Origin of the sequence: Halorubrum sp. Atlit-28R (assembly GCF_003665955.1) — an archaeon.
Lineage (GTDB): Archaea > Halobacteriota > Halobacteria > Halobacteriales > Haloferacaceae > Halorubrum > Halorubrum tropicale.
The window spans coordinates 113,877-123,838 of record NZ_QPLS01000010.1 but is presented as its reverse complement, the minus strand read 5'-3'; the positions used below and the strand labels follow the sequence as shown (position 1 = coordinate 123,838).

Below are 9,962 nucleotides of genomic sequence, written 5' to 3'. Positions count from 1 at the left end.
GGACACGCAAAGGCGTCGGCAACCGGCCTCCCGCACAAGCAAATCGGACAGCAATGCCACCAGACATGCGGGTGAACCGTGACCTATCCGAACTCGGTGGCGAGGCGTCTGCGATGGCGTCACTCTCGAATGATCAGGTTGAAGAATCGGATACTGTCGGCCCCGACCCGACAGAGGAGGAAGACTCCGTGTTCATGAAGGGACTCGGGACTGTTCTCCGATTCTTCTTCGATGACCAGACAGAGGCCACCGACACGGAGCCCGACACACCCACCGTGACCGTCGATGTCGACTCGACGCCTGAGAAGCAAGAGGTGTTCAACGAGGTGTATCGCCAATTCATCCACGGCGAACTCACCCGTGAACAGATCAAAAGCCAATACAACGACCACGTCGCGGACAACCTCATCCGGAAGTTCCAGAACCGGCGGGCCGAGGAACTCGGGATTGATCTTGAAGCACTCGATGAACGCGACGACGTGTTCGCCGCCCCCGGTGCCCGAAAGACGCCCGAGTCAGACGAGGGGGAGGAGACACCGGCCACGGACGACACAGACTCCGCCGAGTCCGAGAGGGAGACGAACGGCCCGAGCGGCACACACCCGGAAGACGACGTCGAGGGCGTGGCCGACCTTCCCGCAAAGCCCGAAGAAGACCTCCCGCAAACGACGGGCGACGAGACTGGCCCGCCAAGCCCGTACACACGCGGTCGCGAGAACCCCGCCCACCACCAGCACTACACCTACGATCAGTCGGATACAGATGTCCAGCTTCGCCGGGAGCCGGGACTCCAACGCTACTTCCCGTTCGAGCTCACGGCGACCGCCAGCGGGAACGGCGCCGCCGAGGACGGTGACCTGTTTGCGGGCTTCGACGTGCGCGATCGCCTCGTTCACTCGCACACCCACCACCCGGACGAACCGATTTGGCTGGGCTACGACAGCAACCCGATGGACGGGATTCGGGAAATCGGGCTTGAGCCGTTCTCGTGGTTCCGTCACATGACCATCTTCGGGTCGACGGGGAAGGGGAAATCCACAACCCTGAACATGATGATGAACCAGATCGCCCGGAAGGGTCACGGGTTCGTCTTCATCGACCCGAAGGGCGACACCGTCGACGACCTGATCACGCAGTTGCCCGACGAGCGGATGGACGACATCATCTGGGTTGAGCCGGGCAGCGAGACCTTCGAGAAAGTTGCGGGGATCAACTTCCTCGAGCCCGGCGACTGTGAGACGGAGATCGAATTCGACCGCGAGGTTGAGTCCATCATCAACGACCTCCGGGCGGTCCTACGTGGCGGTGAGTACTGGGGCCCGAAGATGGAGGGGATCACGTCCAATATCGCCCGTGCGATGATTCGGTCCCGGCGGAAGTTCACCCTCGTGGATATGTACTACGTGCTGGCCGACAACGAGAGCCGTGCGAAGTTCTCGAACGTCGTCAGCCAAGAAGGGATGAGCTTCATCCACGAGTACACCACGAAAATCGCGGAGATGGACACCGAGGAAATCGACCCGGTTCTCCGCCGGATTCAAGACTGGGTCGAAGACCCCATCAGCCGGGGGATTGTGGCCCACCGGGATGGGACGATCAACCTCTCACACGCCGTCGAAGAGGGGAAGATCATTCTCGTCCGGAACACGGTGCGGTCTGACGAGATCCGGAAAGTCGTCTCCACGGGGATCATGCGCCGCGTGTGGTCGACCATCCGGAAACGCGAGAAGATTGAGGAGGCCGACCGTGAGCCCTTCTTCGCGATCATGGACGAGTTTGACGACATCGCCTCGGAGAACATGGCGCTTGACAAGATGCTCTCGAAGGCCCGGTCCGGGAAGATGGGCGTCGTCACCTGTCTCCAGAACCCCTCGCAGGTGCGGGAGATTGCGCCCCAGACGCTCAAGCAGATGTTCGGGAATACGGACACGCTGTTGAGCTTCGGTGTGACAGAAGTTGATGACGCCCGGATTATCGCCGAGCGGTTCGACGACGACGACATCGACTCGGGGACGATTCAGTCGTTGCCTGCCTACACCGCGTTGACGACGATCTCCACAATGGACGAAGACGGGCCGATGCGGTCGGACCCGCTTGCGCCCGACACCTTCGCCCCGTACCCGGCACGGCGGACGCCGGCAGAAGCCGAAGCGATCATCGGGGAGAATCTCAAGGAGTACGGCGTCGACGCACTTGAGCAGAACCTCGACGAGTCGGAACACGCCCTGATGCACCTTGGGGGCGAACACGACCTGACGAAGTGCTTCCTTGAGGCAGTGTGGGCTGAACAGATCCGGCAGAACGCACTCGATACGCTCCCCGGGGCATACGAGACGCTTGAGCCCGCCCCAGCGTTGAATATCGACCCGCCGGAGATGGACGGCGACGACACACTCTCGGTAAGTGTCGAGGCCGCAAACGAGGGGTTCCACCGCCGGACGTCGACGGACTTCGAGGAGTTGCCTGACGGAATCCTCGTCGATGAGGCGTATGTTGAGCTGGCTGACCCCGACGATGAAGAAGAGGAAACCAGCGTCCGGGGGACGGGCGGGACGCCGACAGGACAGGTTCGGATCACCGACCCGGAAACGGAACTGTCGGTCACGGACAAAGGGATTCGGTCGGTGCTTGAGCAGGCTGATGAGGATTGGCGGCCCGAGACAGAGAAGCACAACGAAGTGATTCGGCGGTCGTTCGTGATGCTGTCGGCTATCGGGATGGAAGTCACCGTCGTCCGGCAGGACCACGAAGTGAGCTTACCGGACGCGGTTGCCTACCCGCCGATTGAGGGGACTGTGGATACAAAGCGGGCCTCGCGTTTGCTTGAGCAGTTCAAGAAGGATTACCCAATCGCCGCAGACCTCTCTGGGGGCGGTGCGATCACTATCGAAGCAGAGACCTCAACCTACAAGAAGCCAGCCCGGACGCTCCAGAACCTCGCCCGGTCGGTTCGTAGTGACCGGCGGGTTATGTTCGTCACTCCGGAGGAGGGTGGTGAGAAAAGTGCTGAGCTTGCTGCTCGCGTCAACCACATTCTCACAGACCCGAAGCTCATCCGTGGGCACCTTCGGATGCGCCCCAACGAGGACGCAGAAGACGCAGGTGATCTCACAGAGCGCGACCCGATGCCGCTGTACTACAACAAGACCGACTTCCTTGAGTTGGGGACACCCACAGACGGTGAGCGGAAACACGCGCTCATCAGGAAGGGCAAGCAGGCGGTGTGGGTCAACACCCACGACGACGAGATTCAGCTGTACGACGGCATGGCTGATGGCGCGAAGAAAGGGTCGCTCCGGATGGACGAGGGCTTCGGATCAACGAACGCGTTCGACGTGTGGTGCCGCTATGACACCCACAACAACGAGTGGGTGGTCTACCCCGGCGGCGAAGTCCAACGCTACCCGACACTCGGCGACCTTCGCGAGGACTGGCAACTCGTCTACGAGCCGTTCGTCCCCGAGCGGGAGTTTGAGGAGATACCGACGGAGGAGGACTGGGACATTGTCCAAACGGCTCTCCCCGAATTCCTTTCGCCCGCTGAACAACCCACGAGCGAATCGGATACTCAAGCACCTGTCGAGGCCGATTCTCCTGACACCGAGGGAGACTCACCCACCGAGACGTACACGAGTATTGAGCAGGTTCCCGAAGAAGCAAGGGTTGAGCAGGACACGGAAGACGAACCAGACACGAGTGATACCGAGGACGAAGAGATACACATAGAGCGTGCCGGGTTCTCACGCGAAGCCGTCCCCATTCCGGAACGGCTCATCCCGAGCAAGATGCCGAGTCGGGATAGCGACGTGAGTGGGGTCGGTTCCAAACCCGGAGCGAATGTAACCCACGAGGCCCCACCGGATGCGTTTGAGCCGATCGTCCCCGATGAGCAGTTGCCGATATACCGCGAGATGACCGCCCTTGATATTGAGGGCAACAATCGCGACCCGGTCGGGATCCACGACGACACAGCCTCGAGTGAGGGCGACACACCGGCCACGGACAACGCCGACACGCCTGACGAGGGACCGTCTCCCAGTGTCGAAACGACCGTGGATGAAGATGACCCGTTCGGTGCTGACAGCGATACGGACGGGCCAGTCGGTATCCTTGACGATGACGCGGGCGCCGACGAGACGAGCCCGATTGACGCCGTGACGTTCAGTTACGCAGCCGCCATGACAAACTTGAGCACCTACTACATCGCGAATAGCGACACCGTTGACGAGGATAGTTCGCCGAGTGATATCGACATCGATTACGATGCGGTCACCGACAAATTCGGCGCGAAAGACCCCACCGACGCCGCCTTCTGGCAGGACGTGTGGGATTCGGCGAACGTGAACCAGACGGAGGCCATCTTCCGGGACAACCTCCCCGGTGCGCTTCGGTACGGCCCCGGCATCCGTGGCACGCAAGCCGCTGACGCGATCCGGATCGGGCTCGCAGAAGAAGAGCTCGTGCCTGCCGGTGAGAACGCTGTCCGGCTGCCCGGCCCGCGTGACGCCTATGAGGACTACCTCACCGAAGAAGAGGTTGCGAAGATACAGCGCCGGGACAGTTGGGTGCCCGTATGGGACGCACTCGGTCGCGACCACGACGAGGGGCTGACCGTTCCGCGGACGATGATGGGCCTTCGTGTTGAGTTCGACTTCAAGAAACCGATGGCGCAGGCCGCTATCGGCGCTGGTGTAGAAGCTGGCGTCATCAAAGAATCCGGAAAGAAACTCATCCTCGGCGATCGAACTGTCCCAGCGTTCTGGGCCACTGTTCTTGATGAAGTCGACGCCGACCCGCATGAGCCACTCACGGAGAGCGAGGTAACCATCGGGCTCGAGATGTTCCACGGGCTTGACGGTGAGGAAGTAACCGAGACCATCGAGGCAGCATACAACCACGGGGCCGTGTATCAAGACGCGGATTCTGACCACCTCAAGATCAACACACCACGCGACGAGAAAGGCCCAGCAATCGACGCCGCAGCGTTCAGCCGGGATGCGTACCCCGTAGGTGGAGACGACTCGGACTCCGACGACAGTTCTGGCGACGACGACTCCGGCGACGGCGGGTCCGATGATTCCGACGACGGCCCGGACGGTGGGGGAGAGACACCCGCCACGGACGACGGTGAAGATGCGTCCCCCACGCCTGCGGACGCGAACGGTGAGAGCGCCGAGCCAGACACGGCCAGCACACACGAGGAAGCCGCAACCGACACCGAGACGACCGACGCCCCGTCCGAGAGTCGGAATGGCTCAGAGGGGCGCACAGGCACGCACAGCGAGGCCGGAGATCAGGACGACGCAGACACCACGTCCGACGCCGAGACGGAGACACCGAACGTCGACGGCGCCGAGACTGACGCTGGGAGCGAGGACGGCGCCGAGACGGACGCCGAAATCGACACCGACCCGGACGACGGCGAGACAGAGCCGCCCGCAGACGACGCAGCCGGCGCAGAGAGCGACGCCGACGAGACGCGCCGCGTGGGACAGACCGCACCCGGCGAGCCGCGTGCCGAGCCTAACAGCACGCTCGTCGACGCCGACCCAGAAGACCTCCGCTTGAGCCCCACACCGGACCTCGGCGCAGTCCAAGCGTGTCTCGAAGAAGCCGCCCGCTTCTTCCACAGCCAGCTGGATACGACGATCGACAACAACGTCACGTGGAACGAGGAACAGGCGTTCGAAGCGGGCTACCGGAAGCCCGAGACACCACGCGAGTACTTCACCGCGCTTGACGAGCCCGACCCGGCGTACCCCGTCGAACAGGATCCCGACGCGGCCGACGCGATGCCGCCGAATGAAGACGCACAGACTTCGGGCATCCAGTCCACCGAAGACGCCGCCGAGCGCATTGCCGAGCCCGAGGACTTCGCCGCCGACGAACAACCCTACCAGTATCTCGGCGCTGACCACCGGGGCTGGAGCGACGACCTCGTCGACGACAAGCAGCTCGGGTGGGCGCCTGCGTTCGGCAAGAAGTTGTTCTTCCACCTCGAGGAGCAGGGCTTTAGCCACCACACGATGGTCGCGACCGGGCTGTTCACATACCCAAACGACGCCTACGGCGAGAACGAAGAGGGCGAGGAGTACGTTGATTACACCACACTCGATGATCCTGACGATCCCGACGACCTCTCGTGTCTCTTCCGGGCGCGGTACATCTTCCCGTACTACGACGAGGACGGCAAAGTCGCCTTCTTCATCGGGCGGCGGCCGGACTTCGATACCGAAGACGGCACCCACACCGACGACTTCACCGGGGGGAAGTACGCCAAACTCGCGACAACGAAGAACTACACCATCGCCGACGAGCCGATCTACGGCCGGGAGACCATCGTCGAGGGCGAGCCCCTCGCGATTACGGAAGGGATGGCAGACGCGATTACCGCTCACGCCCACGGCATTCCGTGTATCTCCCCGGTCACGAAGTCGTTCAAGATGAAACACCGTGACGTACTTGCGGAGATCATCAAGCGCCGGGAGATTCCCGACGTGTACTTCCTCCAAGACTCTGACCCGCCAAAGCGGGTCGTCCTTGCGGAAGAAGACCGGGACCACGACGAGCGTGAGTGTGAACGCGACATGAACATCCGCGAGTTGTTCTGTACCGGCGAGTTCCCCGGCGACGAGATGTTCACCCGGAAGCTGGTTCTTGAGGCCGCCCGCGACGGAACGCTCCAAGACAAACTCGACGATCAGGAAATTCGCGTCGCACCGCCGGCTGACGCCGACGTCGACGCAGAGGAGAAAACGCCGGTCGCTGCGGAGGAAGTCCCGGTTCACCTGTTGGAGTCGGATGGCGAATTCCACGGGAAGGGTCCGATCAGCGAGGTCATCGAGATTCACCAGTACGGGCCCGGCGTGGACAGCGCCGTCAACATGGGGCGGGTACTCGACACCCACACGCCGTCGCCGGACGATACGTTCACCGGGACAGTCCAAGCCGCCGCCGAGGTGTATCGCGAGGAAGTCCTCGAGGGCGACGCCGACCCCAACGAGGATGATCACGAACTCTGGGAGAAAGTCGCGACGCGGCTCGGTATGATCGACGTCGACACCGAGACAGACGAGACTGCTGAGAGCGCCGACGCGGACGGACAGACGGCGCTGACACCCGACGAGGAGCCGACCCACACTGACTACGGCGGGACGAACGTATGGCTCTTAGAGCTACCGCAGTTTGGCGATGAGAAGCGTGACCTTGACGACTTCCTCCAAGAGGGTTGGCTCGCGCTCACGCCGCCGGCTGAGTGGGCGCTTCGACTCACAATGGGGAATGGCCTGACGCCCGCCGACGACGGGAGTGATGGACCGGCCACGGCCCCTGCGTGGATGCGGGCGCTCGCCGACCGGTCGAACCCAGTTGGTGAGTACCCAACCGGGATGGATCCGGCGTCGCTTGGCTACCCCACAGCCCACGACCTGCCCCAGACTGTCGGGGCGATCGACCGGACAGAAACAGGTGTGGATATGCCCGTTCGTGACCCCCACATCATCCCGGCTGATCCCGACGCTGACACGGGGGCGCTGACGGCCGCTCACAGGTGGCCTGTTGGCGACGCGAGCACGCTTCGCGGCGAGGGTAATGTTCTCGATCCTGTCCCTGAACAAAACGCGGTGTATCCACCCCTCTCACTGTTCGGTTTCATCCCGACTATCCACCCGTCACAACACCCCGCCGCGACGGGCAACATTGGGGGGCTGGTGAACGACGCCAGCACCACGATGGACATCGACCCACAGGAGATCGAAGACCGGATCGAAGAGGGCGACTATCGCGAGCTCACTGGGAGCCACAACCCCCTCTGGAGTCTCGACTTGCGCGACCTTGGACTCACGCCCGGATCCCGTGGGAAAAACCCCTTCGGTCACTTCGGTGAATCGGAGAACTACTTCGTCGTGATCGACGACGAAACTGCCTACTGCCACAAGCGCGAGGCACTCTATAACTTCCAACACTTTGCCCTCTGTGACATGGGCAAGCGCGACCCGAAGGATTCCGCAAGTGGTCAGAATCTCGATGATTTAGAGTACCTCCATCTGTGGACCTACGCGCGGCAGAACAACCTCGTTCCAGAGCACACGCCTATCCCGCTGAAGGGGCTTGTGGGATACGCGATCGAGAACGATTATTGCGAGCCTGAGGACCTCGAACAATTCGGCGGGGGTAGCGATGATTCCGACAGTGATTCGGACGAACAGAATGCCGACTCGCCGGGCAGGAACAAAGCCGGGAAGCGCAACCTCAAGCTCCCGGATGATGTCTACTTCCCAGTTCTCAAAGATATCGAGGATACGACAGGATACACGCCCGCACGCCTCGCGGACAGTAGCGGATCTGGTGGTGACTCGGGCGAAGATACGAGTGGCTCGAGGACGCCCTCGGTCGACACAGAAGACGTTGCGTTCGACAGCATCCACCGCAAGTATGGCCAGCCGCTCATCGGGGACGACATGCCCGACCCACTGAAGCAGTTCCTCCGTCGCTACACTAACACGGAAGACGAGACGATCACGACCGACACCGACGAGACGGTGTTCGTTCTGAAGGCCGAACTCCGCGATGCGTTCAATTCGTGGGCGCAAATCTGCCTCCGGCACATCCGTAACAGTACTGATATGTCGGTTGATGATGTGGCGATCCAAGAGTACGCGCCGGGTGCGTTCACCGGGCCGCTGAAAGCGCAAGTCGACGTCGAACTGAAGGAAGGTCGGCCCAGTGTCGATGGTGGAAAACAGGTTCGGACATGGTTCGGTATTGAGCTCACAGACGAGGGCGAAACCCTCGCTGAACTCGAAGGGAAGTTCTCGATAGACGACTAGAGACTTCCTTCGCGCCCCGTTCTCACTGCGTGATTCGGTTGCTCCGACGAGGCCTACTTGACAGGTTCCTGATTATGGATTTGCTGTACGCTAGTGTGTTTCTCATCAGAGTCAACTACGCCTTCTTGCTGGACCTTTCGATACCGATCGTCGAGTAAAGCCCGAGCTGAGTAGGTGACTAGCTCACTATCTTTGCGCCATATTCCACACTAAACTATTCAACCCGCTGGCGAGGTCACTGACATTGACTTAGCTGGTGTCCAACTCAGGTTTGACCACCGAATATCACCCCCCGGATATAGAATCAAAACCGCAAGACGTGACCGGGTATCCGGGGGGTGCCACAGCAGCAGACCTCAAGCCTGTTTTGTCTCGAAAAGGCCCTGTATTCTCTAATTCACAGCAGATCCCCGATCACCTGTTATTTTCTCTTTTATTCCTCGGAATTTAGCCAAATACGATTTTTTGAAAATAACCATACGCAGCGGAGTATCCGGGGGGTAGCAAGGTCACTCAAACACCCCCCGGATATGAAATCAAAATCGCAAGACGTAGTGGGGTATCCGGGGGTTCAACCGAGAACCTACCAGAGTTTATTTCGCATACAAGTACCACATTTTCGACACACCCGGCAATTTTAGTGAAAATAATCATACGGGGAGTGAATCTGCCCGTTTTCAGTCCACTCTCAGCACCCCCCTCGGATATCAAATCAAAACCGCATGACGGCAAGGCGTATCCGGGGGTCACTACACCAAAATCACTGCTCAATCAAATATGACTCGCTCGCATACCTGAGCGTGTTCTAGAAAGCCGTTTCAGCCGGTTTCCGAGGCCGACTTATTTTCACCCTCTCAGAACACCCCCAATTTGACCCGGTACGTCTGTGATATACCGGGTAATACCCCCTCTGGGTGGGGGGTGTTCAGGCCCAAGGGCCAAGAGTAAGATGCCTGATACAGCAGGCAACCGGGATCACCCCAGCAGTCCCCTGAAGGGGACATGGAGAGACAGGGTCTCAGACAGAAGCATCACCAGCTGGTCGACCACCCAGATCGAGACTGACCGCAGAGGGCAGTCGGCCAGCAAGACGGGGACACCACTACACGGCGGTCGACACTGCCACCGCCTCGT

At 60.9% G+C, this 9,962-nt stretch carries 1 protein-coding gene; it reads left to right on the top strand.

Translation table 11 applies throughout. From position 1 onward, the window contains the following. Positions 1-53 precede the first annotated feature (53 nt). Entirely contained in the window at positions 54-8,828 is an 8,775-nt protein-coding gene (locus tag DVK06_RS14275; protein ID WP_233561748.1) for a type IV secretion system DNA-binding domain-containing protein, read from the top strand. Positions 8,829-9,962 lie beyond the last annotated feature (1,134 nt).